Here is a 16,610-nt window from a genome sequence, read left to right as displayed (position 1 = left end):
CTCTGTAAACAGGAAAACAACCTTCTTACAATATTGCTTTTATTTTCTATGGACTTCCTTTTTCTTTAGTGGTATAATAATGCTATCAATTTATCAATGGAGGTCAACAATGGAGAAATTTCTTAATATTTTCAGAAGTCTTGACCGTTCTTGGCTGATTCGTCACTACATTTTCAGCTTTGCTTTCTTTGGGCTACTATTTGTTATGCTAAAAGGTTTCAGCACATCTCTTCCTGTCTGGCTTCTTTATCTAAGTTTCACGATTTTTTATCCTTTTGCTATGTTTGTTTATGAAAGCATCGTTGATTTGATTATAGGGGACAACATTTTTCTCATTCCTGTCCTTATTATGATTATTTGGAAAATCATTCGCTTCTTTATCATCTGGCTTTTTTCCATACCTATCGGCTTGATTGGACTAATTTATCTCTACTTTTCTGGCAATCGTAAAACTAACTAAGGCTGCTTCCCTAAGACAAGCAAAAACCGCAGTAAGAATGATAATTCATTCTTAGATTATACAAAACAAAAGAAACAGGTCTTCTACCTAACTATGGTATAGAAAACCTGTTTCTTTTTTGCAATGTTTTAGTTTGTTATCTCTGAATGGTTGCCAGATCGCCTCCACAAGATTGGAGATTGAAGGAAAAGAAATAATGTTTTTTTCTTGATATGGCAATGTATCTGATTCCTCATAAGCTCCTTCCAGCTATAACCAGCCTTTCTCTTGCCCGATTCGGACGGCTTCTGTTCGATTTTCAGCATCTAGCTTGGTCAAAATAGCAGACATATAGTTACGAACCGTTCCATTTGACAGGAAGAGTTTTTCAGCAATTTCTTTATTGGACAGGCCAGCCGCTGCTGCTTGTAGGACTAGTCTCTCCTGCTGAGAGAGAGGGTTCCTGCTGGTCATCAGTACCTCCATCAATTCCGGCGAATATTCCTTTTGCCCATCTAGAACGGTGTGGATGGTCTTCATCAAATCCGCAATACTGCGCTCTTTGAGCACATAAGCATCTACATCCGCCTTAACAGCTCGCTCAAAGTAACCCGGTCGCTTAAAGGTTGTGACGATGATGACCTTGATATTTGGCCGATTTGCCTTGACCCATTCGAGAACGTCTAGGCCGGTCTGGTGAGGCATTTCCACGTCCAAAATAGCTACATCAACAGCTCCTGACTTGAGACAGTCAATGGCCTTCTGCCCATCCGCGGCCTGATAGACTTCTTTGACATCTGGCTGCAGCTGCAAGAGCTGAGCTAAGGCATCTCTCAGCATACTTTGATCTTCTGCTAACAAAAGTTTCATGATTCCTTCCCTCCGTATGGCAATTCAATCCGAATCCGCGTCGGATTTTGACTGCTGAGAATCTCAAGCCTTCCTGACAAGGCAGACAGTCGCTCTCGAATACTATGCAACTCCCGACCAGTCAGCTTTTGAAAACCACAACCATCATCCTGAATGTCTAAAATAAGCTTTTCGTCGATCTTTGCCAAAGAAAAATTACTCTTTTTAGCCTTGGCGTGCTTGATGATATTGGTCGCTGCCTCCAGCAAAATCATACTGATTGTTGACTGCTGACTCGGTGGGATACTAGCAACATTGAGCTGGTTATCTATCTCGACCTGAACACCGCTCATCTCCAGCATGGCACGAATGGTCACTAGTTCCTCGTCCAGCGTCCGATTCTTTAGATCATTAATAATCCGCCGAACATCAGCCATGGATTTCTTACTAATTTCTTGCACTTCCTTCAGTTCTTTTGCTGCCTTGTCATAGGCTTCCATCTGCAAAAACTGCTGAGCCAGCTCCGCCTTAACACTGAGCATAGCAAAGGTATGCCCTAGACTATCATGTAAGTCACGGCCAATCCGATTGCGCTCATTTTCTGCTAGAAAGAGATTCAGCTGGGCATTTTGCTTGACCTTTTCTTCCTTGATCTGATCTGCCGTCTGAATCCGATGGAGACCAAAGGTCACACCATCCGAAAAGAGAAAGGTTACAATATAGAAAAGCAGCTCTGCTGGACCAACATTGCCCATCAAATAATTAGTCAGCACAATAGCAGGCTGCAAGGCGAGAAAGGTCAAAAACCGCCAGGATTTAAAAGAAATATCATCCAGTTCGTAAATAAGCAGATTAGATAGATAAAAAATGTACCAGGTAAACCCTGTATTTAGCCAGACAGAACCATAATATATGTAAGCAATCAAGAGCCACCAAGAAAAAAACTGGATAAGGCGATGGTTACTTAACAAGACCGCATAGTAAGCCGCAACAAAAATAGCTGTCCAGAACAAGAGGAAAAGCGGGTATTCCCCGCTAATCACTCCCGCAACTGGAAAGATAATAAAGACCAGCGCAATATGAAACATATAGTGGACTTGTTTAAGTTTTTCCCACATGAATTTATTTTACCTCAATTCGCTTTTTGAGCTGCAGCACAAGAATGCTGACCAAAATCGTATAAATCAGAACAATCAAGGCTGCCTTACCATTAAACTGATGGTGTTCTAGATAAGAAGAAACAACCTGCATCAGTTGATAACTTGGTGTCAACTTACCGATTGGCTGGAGCCATTTTGGAAACATAGTCAGAGGAAACCATAGACCGCCCAGAACAGCCAGTGCCATATAGACGATATTTCCCACAACAGACATGAGCTGAGCACTTGGCAAGAGACTGACCAATACACCCATAGCAATAAAGACCACACTTCCTACCAGAAGGATCACGGCAATAAGAAGCCAGTCTACCATTGGTAGATTAACCCCGCGAACAAAATGCCCAATCGAGAAGACTACGATGATAGAAAGCATAAAAGTCAACAGCGTACTGCAAAGTTTTGATATATAATATTTTACCATAGAAATCGGTGAGTGCTGAATCATTTTTTGCCAGTTATTATTTTTATCAGACTGCAAAGTGCTTGGAATGCTAAAGAAGGCACTAGACATGATACTAAAAAGAGTCATTGAGAAGAGGTAGCCTTGAAGCACCAGATTAGGCGTATCACTTCCAGACATCATTCCTGAGAAAATCAGGTAAAAAACGCTGGGCAGACCAATAGACAAGAGATAATAAGCAGCCTGCCGTTTCATTAAAATCAACTCAATCTTCATAAGACTTGCCATATTTTTCATGATTACTCTCCTATTCTTGTGTCGTTTCAAAAATACTATCCAAGAGGGTACGGTTACGTACTTCAATCTCTTCGATTGTACAGCCGTGTTCCTGCAGAACCTGCCAGACCTGTCCAGCATCTCTAGTCGCAAAAGATAAAGCCTTTTGCTTGATTTCTAAATCAGTCACATTATCCAGCTTTTCCAGCACAGACTGATAAGTCAGCGGCAAGGTGAAGTGTTTTTCCTGCTCCTCACTGCGCATAGCATAAGGTGTCGTATCCCGAATCAGCTCACCCTTGTGCAGCACCAAAATCCGGTCTGCCGTATGCTCGACTTCTTCGATATAGTGAGAAGAATAAACGATGGTCACTCCCTGCTGCTTGAGCTGATTAACAATTTCCCAGAAATGCTGACGAGTAGAGGTGTCCATAGCAGAAGTCGGTTCGTCCAAGAACAGAATCTTAGGACGGCCAATCAGACTCAGAACAAAAGAGAAGAGACGCTTTTGTCCACCAGACAGCTTGCTGGCCAACTGATTCTTTTGCTTGTCTGTAAATTGCAGCAAGCCATCAATTTCTTGATTGGATAAACTATTTGGATAAATAGCTTGGAAGAACGTCAAGAGTTCCTTGACCTTCAAATCCTCCACCACTGTATTTTCCTGTGGTAAAATCGCTACCGACTGCTTGAGATGATTGTCAGTTGGTTTGAGCCCCTGAATCCTTGCCTGGCCTGCTGTCAGAAACTTATCACCCAGCAAACAATCCATGAGAGTCGTTTTCCCTGCTCCGTTGGGACCAATCAAGGCTACACAGTCACCTTGGGAGATTTCAAAGGAAATATCCTTTAAAATCTCCTTACCGCGAATGCTTTTAGAAAGCTTCTTTACTTCAATCAGTTCCATTTTGCTCCTCCTTTGATTTGATAAACCGTATGTGCATCTTTCCTTTATTTTTCCAAAACCGGAAGAAGAACAAAGACCAAATGCCTTTTGAATTCTTACAGCAACCTTTTATCATTTTGTTAACTATATTATAAGGCAAAGAAATTTTTCCTACTAGTTGATTTTGTCACCAGCTGACATGACAAATGTCACTATTCTGCTTTTAGAACACAAAGCTAGCAAATATTGGAATAATCTGATTGTATCCCTTCTGTATGAAGACACAAAAAAGCCGGCTGCCCTCCTTGAGAGGAGCCGACTAGTTGTATGTCTGTTGCAATTTAGATAGAAACTGAACTTAAAGTAACTTAATCTAAAAATTTTTTCAATAAATTAACTACTCAATTTGTAAGATGAGAGACCAACGCTTTTTAAACTTTAGCTCTGTCCCTCTTCTTTGAGGCCGTTGAGCTTCAGACTCAGAATAAACATCTCAGGTGTAATATCCTTAATGTCCTTCAGTCCAAAACCTTGGAAGAAACTGTTCTTTTCCACTTCTTCGACATTGACCTTTTGCAAATCAATTTCAATCAAGGTCTGCAATTTCTTCTCTGCCGTAACTGAATAATCAATATTAACACCTTCCAAGCTCTTAGCTGCTACATAGTTTGAATCAGACTGCATTCCTTCACGAATGATTGCCGTCATTTCCTCCGGAGTCAAGGTAGCTGAAGCTGCACTAGCTTCTTCTGGTAAGGAAGTGAGCAATTCCATCCGAAGATTCAGGATTTTCTTGCCCTGATAGGTAATGGTGTCACGATGGTGAATGCCCTCAATGTCTCCGACTAAAGTTTTAGAGACAATCTCTGTACTTTCAGAAGAAGAACTGGATGACTCGCTGGAGTTAGAGCTAGTTTTAGTCCGCCTAGAAGAAGCTGCTGATTCAGAAGAATGTCTAGGACGATGCTTGCTGAAGTTAGGAAACACACAGCCTGTCAAGAGCACCGAAGCAGAAATAACAAGAATGAAAAATTTTTTCATAGTTCACCTTTTTTACTTTTTATTTGTTACAGTATAACATAATACCAGTTTCTTGTCTAAGTATTTTCTACAAAATGACAAAAGACAACCTTTCGATTGCCTTTTTATGCTATTCAACACTAAAAATATATGGATAGACCGGCTGACTGCCCTGATGAATTTCTACTTCGACATCCTCGAATTGTTCCATCAAATCTTGAGCAAGACTGCTCGCCAACTCTTCATTGCCATCCTCACCGATATAGATAGAGACAATCTCGCTGTCTTCATTGAGCATCTTGCTGAACGTTTCTTTCAAAGCTGTCAGCATGTCTGGATTAGAAACAACAATCTTACCATCCACCATACCGAGGTTGTCATTTTCATGAATTTCCAAGCCATCAATCGTTGTATCACGAACCGCAGTCGTCACGCTACCGCTGACTACTTCTGCCAAGGCTGCAGTCATACGCTCCTGGTTTTCCTCGATAGTCTTGCCGCCATCAAAAGCTAGGAGACTGGTCAAACCTTGAGGAATGGTGCGAGTCTCAATCACTGCTGCAGGCTGTTCGATCACTTCTGCTGCTGATTGGGCTGCCATGAAGATGTTTTTATTATTTGGCAAGATAATGATATTACGAGCATTAACTTGCTCCACGGCCTTGATGAAGTCTTCTGTAGATGGGTTCATGGTTTGCCCGCCAGAGATGATATAGTCAACTCCCTGAGCCTTAAAGATTTCAGCCAGACCATCACCAGCCACGACAGCGATAATCGCAAATTCTTTTTCTTGAGCCGACTTAGCTGAGCGTTCTTCCTTTTCAACCTGCGCTTCATGTTGGTTGCGCATATTGTCAACCTTAACCTTGACCAAACTACCATACTTGAGGCCTTCCTGCATAACCAGTCCTGGATCTTCAGTATGAACATGGACTTTGACGATTTCGTCATCGTTGACTACCAGCAGGGAATCCCCCAAATCGTTGAGGTAATTGCGAAATTCATCATAATCAAAGTCTTTGACATAGGTTGGCCCTGTCTTGAGAGCCACCATGATTTCTGTACAGTAGCCGTGTGTAATATCTTCTGTTGCCACATGGCCAGCTACAGACTTATGATGCTCAGCATTGATCATCTCAGACATGGTTGCAGGTGTCGCCACAAAGTCCTCAGAAGCGATATATTCGCCTGTAAGAGCAGACAAGAAGCCTTCGTAGATAAAGACCAGCCCTTGACCGCCAGAGTCCACAACACCGACTTCTTTCAGAACTGGCAGCATATCCGGTGTCTTAGACAGAGCAGCCTTAGCTCCTTCAAGAGCAGCTTTCATAACTTCTACAGCATCATTAGTGACTTCAGCTTTCTTCTTAGCTCCGATAGCCGCACCGCGGGAAACAGTCAAAATCGTTCCCTCAACCGGCTTCATAACTGCCTTGTAAGCCACTTCTACACCAGACTGAAAGGCCAGAGCTAGGTCTTCACCAGTCAGCTCTTCATGCTCTTTCACACTTTGAGAAAAACCGCGGAAAAGCTGGGAAGTGATAACTCCTGAGTTACCACGCGCGCCCATCAAAAGGCCTTTCGCAAAGATACCCGCCGCTTCGCCAACTGTTGAAGCAGACTTATCTGACACTTCCTTAGCACCATTTTCAATAGTCATACCCATGTTGGTACCCGTATCACCATCTGGAACCGGGAAGACATTCAAAGAGTTTACATATTCAGCCTGTTTATTTAAGCGAGTAGATGCTGCCTGCACCATTTCTTGAAATAAACTAGTAGTAATATTTGCCACGATTATTCTCCTACGACTTTAATATTTTGGATATAAACATTCACTGCATGGGCAGTAATTCCGAGCTTGTTTTCCAAACTGAATTTAACACGCTCTTGGATGTTTTTGGAAACTTCACTGATTTTGACTCCATAGCTTAAGACAGTGTAGACATCAACTGCGATATCACCTTCATCAGTCGCTTTCACAACCACGCCCTTAGCATAGTTTTCTTTTCCTAAAAGGGCTTGAAAATTATCCTTGATTGCGTTTTTGCTGGCCATGCCAACTACACCAAAAATTTCAGTCGCTGCACCACCGACGATTGTTGCAATCACATCATCAGTCAGCTCAATTTGACCATCTTTTGTATTAATTTTCACAGTCATAATTTGTACCTCAAAAGTATTTTATAGTTTATTCTACCATATTTTATACAGGGTGTAAAAGAGGAAGGGTCTAAATCAACTGTCTAGGCGGAAATTTCCAAGCAAAAAAGGACGGAAAATTTCCATCCTTTTTAAATAAAGATTAAACGCGTTCAACTTTACCTGATTTAAGGGCACGAGCTGAAGCCCAAACTTTTTTAGGTTTACCGTCAATCAAAACAGTAACTTTTTGAAGATTTGGTTTAACAGCGCGTTTTGTTTGGTTCATCGCGTGAGAGCGGTTGTTTCCTGATACAGTCTTACGACCAGTAAAGTAACATACTTTAGCCATTATCGTGTTTCCTCCTATTAGATCTAATATTACGGATGTGCTAGCACCACATACCTTCCTATATTACCAAAAAACTTGACGTTTGACAAGTACATTTGTCCAAACTTTCGAAATTAATCCGTTTTCCTAAACATAGCTAATTTTCAAAGAGCCAAAAGCTACATTACCTTTGACATAGAGAGTTTTTCTCTTTTCATTGACATTGCGGGGGTTATAAACAGAGCCGAAGGCATTATCTACATCCAGCTCTACACGCCAGTCACTAGGCACATAAAGCATCACACTGCCAAAAGACAGATCCACTTCAAAAGTTGCTGAGTCACCTTCGATTCTTGCATTATCAAAATAAACCGATGCACTGCCAAAAGCACAGTCTAACTTCTCATAGGTGAAGTTTTCCGAGTTGATATAGCGAGTGCCACTGCCAAAAGCAATATCATCTTTTGAGGAAGAAGAGGCAGTTGAGAAGATACGCCCCTTAAAAATGCGCTGGGGCTTGAAAATCATATTGAGACCAATACAAGCCAGAATACCACCCAAAACCAAGGTTCCTGTTGAAATAGCTAAAAAGTGGTAAACGGCATTAGCAATAATCAACGCAATAACTGCCATGATAAGCCCAGTGCCAAAGTCTCTTTCTAAGAAATTTTCCAAGGCAAAATAGGCAAACATTGCAACTACTAACATGGGCCAAATATTAAAATTGAAGGCAGGAATCCCAAAATTCCCCTGCAGCAGGACCCAAGCTGCCAAGACTAGAAAGCCGATTCCAAAAATTGTTTTTTTCATGATAATTACCTCACTTCACTTAACTTTTCTTTTACTAACTGATAATAATGCCTAGACACATGCACCTGTTTATGGGTATTGTAAAACTGGACGGTGCTCGTTCCTGAAAAGGACTTGTCCAAAGCATAGATAGACTTGATATTGGCAATGGTGGACTTTGAAATCCGACAGAAATAACGGGGCAGAATCTCTTCTAACTCATAGAGTTTTAGCTTGACCTCATAAGCATCATTGCGGGCATGGGCAAAGATCTTGCTGCCGTCTGTCTCAAAAAAGAGAATGTCCGCTAAATCGAGAAAGTACTCACTGCTTTCCTTATAGAAAAGAATAGATGGAGTCGCTGTTTCTTCCAGAGCTTCCTGAATACGCTGAATCCGCTCATCCAGCCGCGAAACTTTTATCACCATTTCTGTTTCATCCAAACTTTGATCTAACTCAATCCGAATGTTCATACGCTCTCCTTTCCATCTGCTTATATTTATTATAACAAGAAACTCCCGAGAAACAAGGCCTTTTCAGTAAGTGGTCAATTTTGACCGGTAAGTGGTTTATAAGAGATGATAGAAAGTATATTTACCCCAGACAACAAAAATTTCTAGCATAAACAAAGAAAAAAGAAGCCTTTAAGCTTCCAAATTAAGATGCCGATTGCAGGGATCGAACCTGTGACCTACGCGTTACGAGTGCGTTGCTCTACCAACTGAGCTAAATCGGCGCCTTTTCCCCTTTATTTTAGCATCTTGAGTTTTTTTGTCAAGGGAAAATTTCACAACTTTTTAACCCAAATCAAACTAGGGTTGCTTTTATCCCAAAGTTCAGGAAAGATTTCTAACTTTTTAAAGCTCTGAGCCTGATAGAAAGCGTTAGTCCTGTCGTAAGTAGGATAATGACCTGGTGCTACCGTTTTTACCTGCAGATAGGATGCTTTTTGACGAGCAGATTTTTCTAAAACTCCTAGAAGTTGACTACCAATTCCTGCTCTATGATAGAATTTCTTAACAGCTAGACAGTCAATCTCAGCACAATCTTCACTAGAGTAGGATAAGCAGGAAAAACTCACTGGTTTCTTCCTAGGTTCTTTTATTTCATTTTATAAAAGCCCTAATTTATTTTTTTAGAATTTAACTTCATATAAAAACACCCTAATCGTTAGATTTTCTTTCTAACTTTCAGAGTGTTGATTTCTTTAAAAAACTTTCAGTTTGTGACAAATAGAAAAACCGACTGTAGTTTATCCAAAATATTTATCTACCAATTCCTGAATTCTACCTTCTTTAGCAGCAGGGATAGTATCTTCTAGAACAAAGTTCTTTCTACTAATATCTTGAGAAAGATTTCCAAAGATAAAATTAGTGGAAATGTTATAGATAATTTCTGAAGGCGCAAATCCATAAACTTGATTTTCTAGGATATGTTTTAAGCGTTCTTCGGGATTTGGAAAGGCTTCTTTCAAGCCATTGCTGTTATATAGCCGCTTGACAAGTTCTGCAATATAGAGACCTGACTTCATGTACAAATCAATCAATGTCTTAGATGGATCATCAAAGATTCCTGGGTTTTCTTTTTCAAGGTCATCCACCATTCTCTTCACCACACGTTTAGGAGTGAAAATCTGGTTGGTTTTTTGCGGTGGAATATAGTCAAAAATATCTTCTTTCTGATCTTTAAAATAATCTGCCAACTCCTCTTTCTTGCGAAGAAATTCTTGAATGGCTTCATCAAATGTTGCTCGATCGAAGAGATGCCCTGCAAAATCCTGCCCACCATCTCTCAAATAACGAAATTGGTCAATCGTAATACCAGTCACTTCAAAGAAGACATACTCAGGAACAAAGGTGTCAAAATTATCAAGTGTTAGAAATTGATCACCATAGGCCATGATGAAACTTGGAATTGTTCGTGCAAATCCTCGAAGATGGTCCCGAATCTCATCTTGGGCTGATTGTTTCAACTGTTCCACACGTTTTATCTCAACCTGTTCGATAAACTTCTCGGGCATTTTTTCCACTTCTTTTTTGAGTGTTTGTTCTAGTTTTTCTTTATGAATGAGATTATTTTCTTCTAAACGTTTTTCAAAAACTTCTTGAATCTTATCTTTTTGCTCTTTATCATTTTCTTCCTTGAGCTGTTGTTGCAACTCTTCCTTGATATGAGCTTCAGAAACTTTACGTTCTATCTCATTTTTTCGAACTTCGTTCTCAAATGTTGCTACAATTTGTTTCTTGATGTGGTCTGTTTCCCGAGTTTTCAGATCATATCCAACTTTCAATTCCTCTACAATTACTGAAGAAACGGTCTTACTCAAGTCATTGACCAGCTGTTTTTGAGTTCGTTCCTCATCTTTTGTGACTAACTCAGCGACAGACTCACCAAGCCCATAAACTTTTTCACCAAAAAGTCGTGCTTGTTGATTGACCACGATTTCATGGTCAACCACTGCATTGCCCTCATCATCCACTATAACACCTGAAAAATCTAGTAAATCAGAAGGTGTTTGTAACTTGCCTTCCTTTTCTACTGGTAATTCATTTAAAATGTCAAGAACTGTTTGACTAGCTTGGAAAATTCCACTGATATTATCAAAAAGGAGATTGGACATAAACCCTCGTTTGAGGACTTCCCTAGCTTTTATCTGACGAGGTATGGTTAGTACTGCCTTGGCATCAATTTCAACCATCTTGCCAGCACGATCCTCAGCTATGACAGGGAAGAAATTCAAGAGTTCTCTGATGTTTTCTTCGCGAGTTGCGGAAGTTCCACCACCTCCTGCAGTTGCAAGTGATAAGTTATTAGCAAACTCATCAAAGAGAATCAAGGTTCTTTCTGGCGCAAAGTCAAATATATAGGCTCTTTCTTTGCGGAAGTGATTTCCTTTGTTATCGCTCCATGAGTAAGGATTTTGAGCACGGAAGGCAGCTTGCATATAAAGGGCAGGTGATTTCAAGTTTGATAACATCAATACACCTGTCCATTCAGGGATAGTCACGCCTGTCGTCAACTGACCGACGGATAGGGTAATGGTTTTGTCATTCTCTGCTATCGCTTTTCTAACCAAGTCTAAGGATTTCAGTTTGACCTTATCATCTTCCTCGGACATACGCCCGTCACCAGCAGCTAAAACAATCTCATAGTTTTCATAGATGGGATGTTCTTCTAGTAGTGCTTTTAAAGCTTTAGCTGAGGCTACACGTTCTAACAGCCAAAAAGTATGCTTGAGTTCGTTCCGAAGTTCTTTGGTTGAAAATGGATATTTTTCATTGCTTGATAGAGTATTTAACCAATTTCTGACATCTTGCTCATGGATAAATTTCCCTTTATCATCTGTAGCGAAAAATTCACTCAAGTCAAAAGCATAGTCGATATTTTCGCCATCTAGTTGAGCACCTTTTTCTAACTCCTCGCCAATCATCTGAGACATCTGATAGGTAAAGAGATTTAACTGAGGCAAGCTTTCATATGGATTTTCCTCTTCTTGTTCAGGCGACCAAGTAGTTTTAGCCGCCTGCTCATCAGCATAAGACCAGTTGTAGATTTGCTCCTCTGTAAACTCTCCCTTTGCCAATGCCTTAAATGGAGTTCCAGAAAGATGTAAGGTAAAGTTTCGACGAATCTTATTAAAGGCTTGGTCTGTTTTAAAGGTATCAACTCCTTCATGAGCCTCATCGATAACCAACAAATCCCAATGGAGATCTGTAACCCATTTGAGTTTATTGTGCTCTCCACCTAGATAAACCGAACCTTTCAAGTCTTGGAGACTAATAAAAGCAAGTTGTCTTACATCATCATCTAAAATGCCAACAAATTCTTTTCGTGACAAGGTTGGGCGATTTTTAAGGCTATCCGATTCAGAAACAAACTTGTAAGTCGTTTGACCTGCTATGAATTTTTCAAAATCATCATACCATGAGTTAGCAATCGCAGGTCTGTTGGTTACAATCAGGACATTGATAGCTTCCATCCGACGAGCTAGGTCATAGGTAGATAAGGTTTTACCAAAGCGTGGTTTGGCATTCCAAAGGAACTTACCTCCTAGATGACTTTGGAAATAAGTGAGAGTCTTAGTTACTGCTTCTTCTTGCTCTTGTCGCAAAGTATAGTCCTGTCCTTGGCCAGGCTGATAACCTGACAAATCATGCTGAACAAACTTATCGAAAAAATTTTTAGATCTTTCAGGAGTTCCATTAAAGTAGAACCATTCCGTCTTAGGACGACGTTCTACATCATGAAAAGAAAGGAAATGGTGGAAATCATGATCCTTAAAAGTCTTTCCCATATCAGGTTCTTCCGTATAAGCTGCATGTCCAGTCCACAATATGTCTGTATCTATATGAGCTGTGTGAGTTTGCTCCTTGATACGTTGAGTAACATCACGTTCCGTATAACCAATCTTAATCCAGCCCTCATTACTAGTTACCGTAGGGGTGGTGTAGGCATAGATTTTAGGATGAATCTCTTTTGAGGTTTTAATTTCTACCATCAATCCATCTCCCTTACATGAGTCTCAATAAAGGCAATTTCCTCTTGAGAAAGGTCATATTTTTTATAGAGCTGACGGTCAATATCAGCCACTGATTGTGTCCAATCAATGTCCGAATTGACCGTAAAGTCTTGGAGTGGAACGTATTGCCATTTATCTTTGGTATTATCTTGGGTAATTTTTAATATTCCAAGCATAGCTCGAGCAAATTTAGACTTTATGTATTTCAACATAGCTTTTGCTTCACTTTCAGTATCAAATGCACCAAAAGAGATAAAAGTATCTGTGAAACCCACGAGTGGGGTACCCACGAGTGGGGTCGATAGGACTTCGCCAATCGCCCCACTGCCGTTAGCAGCAGGTACTAGAACTTTATATTTCAAAAGATTTTCATGTGAAGCTAAATATTTTTTAGGAATAAAACGATAAACTCTTTCATTGTTTAATCTGCCTAAAATTTTAAAACAATCCTCTGCTTCTTGTTCAGAAAAAATATCAAGTCTTCCTAGAATTGGTTTTCTTAATCGCTTATCTTTACCATTACTACCTATTAAATTTTTATAATTAGGATAGTCTTCATAGAGTTTTTCCAAATCAAATTTTGACTGTGTATAAATGATTTCCATTATTGACTTAAAGTCAAAATTATTCTCAACTTTTTTTAGTATACTATTAAGTTCCTTAAAATGAGTAAATGTACCTATAGGTCCTTGCATCTTTTGAGCATCATAATAGGTAATTGCTACACCACCCTTTATGTCAGTTCCAACGAAAACTTCTGAACTATTTTGTTTATAATAACACACCTTATAATGTTTGCTACTAAGAATTTTTTTATTCCATGATTTAGGTGTTTTTCCAGCATTGAATAAAAATCTTGCTGGTGTAATTAAGATTGATTTATCTGAAATTTTACTCGCTTCATCAATAAACAAATGGTATACCGGGTCATCACTCGTACTTGTTCCCTGTGCCTCCTCTTGGTAAGGCGGATTTCCTATCACGACATCAAATTTCATTTCACTTTCCTCGCTTGATAGGCTCTCAAAACCTATCATTTTATTCTTTTTCCAGTCTTTGATTTGGGTTTTAGATTCTTCTGCTTGTTCTACTTCTAGCTCATCTGAAAACAAGCTTAGCTGTTGAGATTGCTCTTGTGTAGCTGAGTAAGGACTGATTTTATTCAATCCATCCATTTGAAAGACATTGTAGGAGATAATAGTCGCAATTTCTTTCTTCTGCTCTAATCTTGGTTGATTTCCAGTCTTTGCAAGATAGTAGTCCTCGAAGGTCGCTAAAAGATTTTCACGCGCCAAGAGGAGAGAGTCTCCTTGATATTCATAACCATAAGAAGAACGATAAGCTTTTTTTACGAGTTCATAGAAGGTGGCTTCATCTGAGACCTCACGACTAATGCGCTGCAATTTTCTATCAAGAAAACCAACTCGTTCAGATAATGGAATTTCCTCACCAGTCACTGTATCATAGCGAGTAACCATATAGGGTGCTTCACCACAGGTAATTTCTAGCCAACGCACCTGGATATAATCTTCAAGTGATAGAGCCTCAAGATTGGCTTCAACATAACCATTTTGCTTTTCAACTAAACAAGTTGGTGTAAAGACTTCAGCTCTAATCTTGGTTCGATCTTTTTGTTCATGCTTAGACTTTTCAGATCTGGGCTGAATTAAGCTGGCGAAGCCCCCTGTCACTTTTCTTGGTGTAATACGATCGCTGGGACCAAAGCCCTTTCCCAACAACTCATAAGAATGTGTCCCCCAGACAATAGATTTCTTTGTCGTCCGATCTTTTAATAGAATATTTAGTAAATCCGAGGAATCTTTATATAGCTTTTCCTCGCTAATATCAATTGTTGACATAGGACAACCTTTCTCCTTATTTTTAATTAATTATAACATATTGAGCTTTCTAATAAAATATTTATCAAATGAGCTTAATATAATTTCCACACTAACTAAAGCTACCCTTCCCTAAGCATAGTTATTTCTATTTTTTTGTACAATCATTAGTGAATTAAAACTTAGTTAGTTCCTCAAACCACCAAAAAACCCACCCTTACGGGCAGGTTTCTGTTTTGTATTGTTCAGCTAGATTAAGCTTTACCTTCTGAACCGAATACATCGATACGTTCTTCAACTGATGCTTGGATAGCTTTTACACCATTAGCCAAGAATTTACGAGGGTCGAAGAGTTTCTTCTTGTCGTATTCTGCTTCGTTTGCTTCGTAGTCACGAGCAAATGCACGAGTTGCATTAGCGAATGCGATTTGACATTCAGTGTTAACGTTAACTTTCGCAACACCAAGTTTGATAGCTGCTTGGATTTGGTCATCAGGAATACCTGAACCACCGTGCAATACGATTGGGAAGCCTGGAAGAGCTTCTGTCAATTTCTTCAAGTGGTCAAGGTCAAGACCTTCCCAGTTTGCTGGGTAAGGGCCGTGGATGTTACCGATACCTGCTGCCAAGAAGTCGATTCCAGTTTCAACCATTGCTTTAGCGTCTTCGATTGGAGCCAATTCACCTTTACCAATGATACCGTCTTCTTCACCACCGATAGTACCAACTTCAGCTTCTACTGAGATACCTTTAGCGTGTGCTTTTTCAACAACATCTTTAGCTAATTTAAGGTTTTCTTCTACTGGAAGGTGTGAACCATCAAACATGATAGAAGTGTAACCAACTTCGATACACTCAAGTGCATCTTCGTAGTGACCATGGTCCAAGTGAATCGCAACTGGTACAGTGATGCCCATTGATTCTACAAGGTTAGCGATCAAGTTACGAGCAACTTTGTAACCACCCATGTATTTAGCAGCACCCATTGAAGTTTGGATAAGCACTGGTGCTTTCTTAGCTTCTGCCGCACGCAGGATAGCTTGAGTCCACTCAAGGTTGTTTGTGTTGAATCCACCAACTGCGTAACCATTGTCACGAGCTGCTTGGACAAATTTTTCTGCTGAAACGATTGCCATTCTTATCAGGCCTCCTCTTATTTTTTGTGGTTAAACCACTTACATTGTTTATTTTATCACTTTTTCACTAAAATTGCTAGTTTTTCCTGAAATTTTAAAGAATTACAGGGAGACGATTAGCCTTTTTAAGCGTCTCTAGTGCAAAAAGAAAAAGCTGGCCAAAGCCAGCTTACTTGATGCGGAGAGAGGGACTTGAACCCTCACGACCTAAAGCGGTCACAGGATCCTTAGTCCTGCGCGTCTGCCAATTCCGCCATCCCCGCGATTGAGTACCTTACTAGTATAACAGGACAGCTAAGGCTTGTCAAGAAAATTTTTGACTTTATTTCAAAAAATCAACCTTCTACTCAATCAGCAAATCTAGGAAATCTAAGCGAAAATGCATCTAAGGCAGGAACACAGAAAACTCAGTGCTGCTGAGTCGCAACAAAGACAGCCACTGTTTGGTCGGGATCGTATTTTTCAAAGTCAATAGTGTAGTCCCGATGAAGCTCACCTGTTTCTTCTGCTTGCCAAATCCTTTGCCAAGCATGAAGAACCGCTTGAGGACCCTCCTTATCCGCTTCAAACACTTGATAGGTCTGCTCAGAGGTATCAAAATCATAGACTTCCCCATCTGTCAAACGGCAGATAGAGAGACTATAGTCTCCTTTGTAATCACTGGCATAGTCATGATAGACAGCATAGACCGGTTCCCCCTCAGAAAAAGCTTCTTTCACAGCTCCCTCTTGTTCCTGCCAGAGAGCTTGGATTTTTTCTATACAATGCTCATCCTGAAAATTATTAGTACGAATACTAGCTAAAATATTTAGAAACATCTTCTTC

The 16,610-nt window shown here is 40.0% G+C and carries 15 protein-coding genes, 2 tRNA genes and 1 pseudogene; 1 reads left to right on the top strand and 17 read right to left on the bottom strand.

Going from position 1 to position 16,610, the window contains the following annotated elements; translation table 11 throughout:
- Window positions 1–109: 109 nt before the first annotated feature.
- A complete protein-coding gene (locus ELZ47_RS02005; protein WP_126435129.1) occupies window positions 110–460 on the top strand; it encodes a hypothetical protein in 351 nt (116 codons plus the stop codon).
- Between the two features lie 249 nt (window positions 461–709).
- On the opposite strand, the gene ELZ47_RS02000 is transcribed toward ELZ47_RS02005, so the two are convergent.
- The 17 genes and pseudogenes from ELZ47_RS02000 to ELZ47_RS01920 form a co-directional block, all read right to left on the bottom strand.
- Complete coding sequence (locus ELZ47_RS02000) at window positions 710–1,309, bottom strand: response regulator transcription factor (protein ID WP_126435128.1); 600 nt, start codon at window positions 1,307–1,309, stop codon at window positions 710–712.
- Entirely contained in the window at window positions 1,306–2,406 is a 1,101-nt protein-coding gene (locus ELZ47_RS01995; RefSeq protein WP_126435126.1) for a sensor histidine kinase, read from the bottom strand. Before ELZ47_RS01995 ends, ELZ47_RS02000 begins: the two co-directional genes overlap by 4 nt.
- A 4-nt stretch (window positions 2,407–2,410) precedes the next feature.
- The gene (locus ELZ47_RS01990) at window positions 2,411–3,145 is read right to left on the bottom strand and encodes an ABC transporter permease (RefSeq protein ID WP_126435124.1); all 735 of its coding nucleotides are present in this window, start codon (window positions 3,143–3,145) and stop codon (window positions 2,411–2,413) included.
- A 10-nt stretch (window positions 3,146–3,155) separates the two neighbouring features.
- The gene (locus ELZ47_RS01985) at window positions 3,156–4,031 is read right to left on the bottom strand and encodes an ABC transporter ATP-binding protein (RefSeq protein ID WP_126435122.1); all 876 of its coding nucleotides are present in this window, start codon (window positions 4,029–4,031) and stop codon (window positions 3,156–3,158) included.
- 417 nt (window positions 4,032–4,448) lie between these two features.
- The gene (locus tag ELZ47_RS01980) at window positions 4,449–5,051 is read right to left on the bottom strand and encodes an SP0191 family lipoprotein (RefSeq protein ID WP_126435121.1); all 603 of its coding nucleotides are present in this window, start codon (window positions 5,049–5,051) and stop codon (window positions 4,449–4,451) included.
- A gap of 109 nt (window positions 5,052–5,160) precedes the next feature.
- Window positions 5,161–6,825 (bottom strand): DAK2 domain-containing protein, encoded by a 1,665-nt coding sequence (locus ELZ47_RS01975; protein WP_126435119.1) that lies wholly within the window; start codon window positions 6,823–6,825, stop codon window positions 5,161–5,163.
- A gap of 2 nt (window positions 6,826–6,827) precedes the next feature.
- The gene (locus ELZ47_RS01970) at window positions 6,828–7,193 is read right to left on the bottom strand and encodes an Asp23/Gls24 family envelope stress response protein (RefSeq protein WP_002893676.1); all 366 of its coding nucleotides are present in this window, start codon (window positions 7,191–7,193) and stop codon (window positions 6,828–6,830) included.
- Window positions 7,194–7,335: 142 nt separating this feature from the next.
- Window positions 7,336–7,524, bottom strand: a complete 189-nt coding sequence (gene rpmB, locus ELZ47_RS01965; RefSeq protein ID WP_001140948.1) for a 50S ribosomal protein L28 — start codon at window positions 7,522–7,524, stop codon at window positions 7,336–7,338.
- A 126-nt stretch (window positions 7,525–7,650) separates the two neighbouring features.
- Window positions 7,651–8,313 carry a LiaF transmembrane domain-containing protein gene (locus tag ELZ47_RS01960; RefSeq protein ID WP_126435118.1) on the bottom strand — a complete coding sequence of 221 codons (663 nt, stop codon included), beginning with the start codon at window positions 8,311–8,313 and terminating at the stop codon, window positions 7,651–7,653.
- A gap of 5 nt (window positions 8,314–8,318) precedes the next feature.
- A complete protein-coding gene (locus ELZ47_RS01955) occupies window positions 8,319–8,765 on the bottom strand; it encodes a LytTR family DNA-binding domain-containing protein (protein WP_126435117.1) in 447 nt (148 codons plus the stop codon).
- A gap of 190 nt (window positions 8,766–8,955) precedes the next feature.
- Window positions 8,956–9,028 (bottom strand) — tRNA-Thr (locus ELZ47_RS01950).
- A gap of 51 nt (window positions 9,029–9,079) precedes the next feature.
- Window positions 9,080–9,367 (bottom strand): annotated as a pseudogene (locus tag ELZ47_RS01945) (GNAT family N-acetyltransferase); the annotation flags it as partial.
- A 177-nt stretch (window positions 9,368–9,544) separates the two neighbouring features.
- Window positions 9,545–12,793, bottom strand: a complete 3,249-nt coding sequence (locus ELZ47_RS01940) for a DEAD/DEAH box helicase family protein (RefSeq protein ID WP_126435115.1) — start codon at window positions 12,791–12,793, stop codon at window positions 9,545–9,547.
- A complete protein-coding gene (locus ELZ47_RS01935) occupies window positions 12,790–14,670 on the bottom strand; it encodes an Eco57I restriction-modification methylase domain-containing protein (protein ID WP_126435113.1) in 1,881 nt (626 codons plus the stop codon). The genes ELZ47_RS01940 and ELZ47_RS01935 overlap by 4 nt, the downstream gene beginning before the upstream one ends.
- A 233-nt stretch (window positions 14,671–14,903) precedes the next feature.
- Entirely contained in the window at window positions 14,904–15,785 is an 882-nt protein-coding gene (locus ELZ47_RS01930) for a class II fructose-bisphosphate aldolase (protein ID WP_126435111.1), read from the bottom strand.
- Between the two features lie 177 nt (window positions 15,786–15,962).
- A tRNA-Leu gene (locus ELZ47_RS01925) sits at window positions 15,963–16,048 on the bottom strand.
- Window positions 16,049–16,192: 144 nt separating this feature from the next.
- Complete coding sequence (locus ELZ47_RS01920) at window positions 16,193–16,603, bottom strand: GyrI-like domain-containing protein (protein WP_126435110.1); 411 nt, start codon at window positions 16,601–16,603, stop codon at window positions 16,193–16,195.
- Window positions 16,604–16,610: the final 7 nt, after the last annotated feature.

Origin of the sequence: Streptococcus sanguinis, assembly GCF_900635155.1 — a bacterium.
Taxonomy (GTDB): Bacteria; Bacillota; Bacilli; order Lactobacillales; family Streptococcaceae; genus Streptococcus; species Streptococcus sanguinis_G.
This window is presented reverse-complemented; position numbering and strand designations above follow the sequence as displayed.

What these genes read in the sequence shown, in the direction of transcription:
- ELZ47_RS01980 (WP_126435121.1), bottom strand. Translation starts at nt 5,051, where the DNA reads ATGAAAAAATTTTTCATTCTTGTTATTTCTGCTTCGGTGCTCTTGACA.
- ELZ47_RS01960 (WP_126435118.1), bottom strand. Translation starts at nt 8,313, where the DNA reads ATGAAAAAAACAATTTTTGGAATCGGCTTTCTAGTCTTGGCAGCTTGG.
- ELZ47_RS02005 (WP_126435129.1), top strand. Translation starts at nt 110, where the DNA reads ATGGAGAAATTTCTTAATATTTTCAGAAGTCTTGACCGTTCTTGGCTG.
- ELZ47_RS01970 (WP_002893676.1), bottom strand. Translation starts at nt 7,193, where the DNA reads ATGACTGTGAAAATTAATACAAAAGATGGTCAAATTGAGCTGACTGAT.
- ELZ47_RS01995 (WP_126435126.1), bottom strand. Translation starts at nt 2,406, where the DNA reads ATGTGGGAAAAACTTAAACAAGTCCACTATATGTTTCATATTGCGCTG.
- rpmB (WP_001140948.1), bottom strand. Translation starts at nt 7,524, where the DNA reads ATGGCTAAAGTATGTTACTTTACTGGTCGTAAGACTGTATCAGGAAAC.
- ELZ47_RS02000 (WP_126435128.1), bottom strand. Translation starts at nt 1,309, where the DNA reads ATGAAACTTTTGTTAGCAGAAGATCAAAGTATGCTGAGAGATGCCTTA.
- ELZ47_RS01920 (WP_126435110.1), bottom strand. Translation starts at nt 16,603, where the DNA reads ATGTTTCTAAATATTTTAGCTAGTATTCGTACTAATAATTTTCAGGAT.
- ELZ47_RS01930 (WP_126435111.1), bottom strand. Translation starts at nt 15,785, where the DNA reads ATGGCAATCGTTTCAGCAGAAAAATTTGTCCAAGCAGCTCGTGACAAT.
- ELZ47_RS01990 (WP_126435124.1), bottom strand. Translation starts at nt 3,145, where the DNA reads ATGAAAAATATGGCAAGTCTTATGAAGATTGAGTTGATTTTAATGAAA.
- ELZ47_RS01985 (WP_126435122.1), bottom strand. Translation starts at nt 4,031, where the DNA reads ATGGAACTGATTGAAGTAAAGAAGCTTTCTAAAAGCATTCGCGGTAAG.
- ELZ47_RS01935 (WP_126435113.1), bottom strand. Translation starts at nt 14,670, where the DNA reads ATGTCAACAATTGATATTAGCGAGGAAAAGCTATATAAAGATTCCTCG.
- ELZ47_RS01955 (WP_126435117.1), bottom strand. Translation starts at nt 8,765, where the DNA reads ATGAACATTCGGATTGAGTTAGATCAAAGTTTGGATGAAACAGAAATG.